At 31.6% G+C, this 288-nt stretch carries 1 protein-coding gene; it reads left to right on the top strand.

Annotation, left to right across the window (positions count from 1 at the left end):
* A partial coding sequence (locus ACZY0B_RS28000; protein WP_463767460.1) for an RNA polymerase sigma factor occupies positions 1-288 on the top strand: 288 nt, incomplete at both ends.

Below are 288 nucleotides of genomic sequence, written 5' to 3'. Positions count from 1 at the left end.
TTACCGCTTTTATTTACTTATTCCAGAAATATTGCTATCGATACTTTACGCAAAAACGCAAAATATGTATGGGTAGATGATGTAAGTATTTATTCAAAACAGATAGGCTTTGAAAATAATGGAGAAAGTGCTATTCAGCATAAAGAAAATTCATTTGAAATTAATGAGGTTTTGCAGGTATTGCCTCCAAAAAGGCGGCAGGTTTTTAAACTGATTAAACTATATGGATATTCCTACAAGGAAGCAGCTCTTCATCTAAATATCAGTATAAACACAGTAGAAAAACAC

Source organism: Mycobacterium sp. IDUB_19, from assembly GCF_055419445.1.
This window is presented reverse-complemented; position numbering and strand designations above follow the sequence as displayed.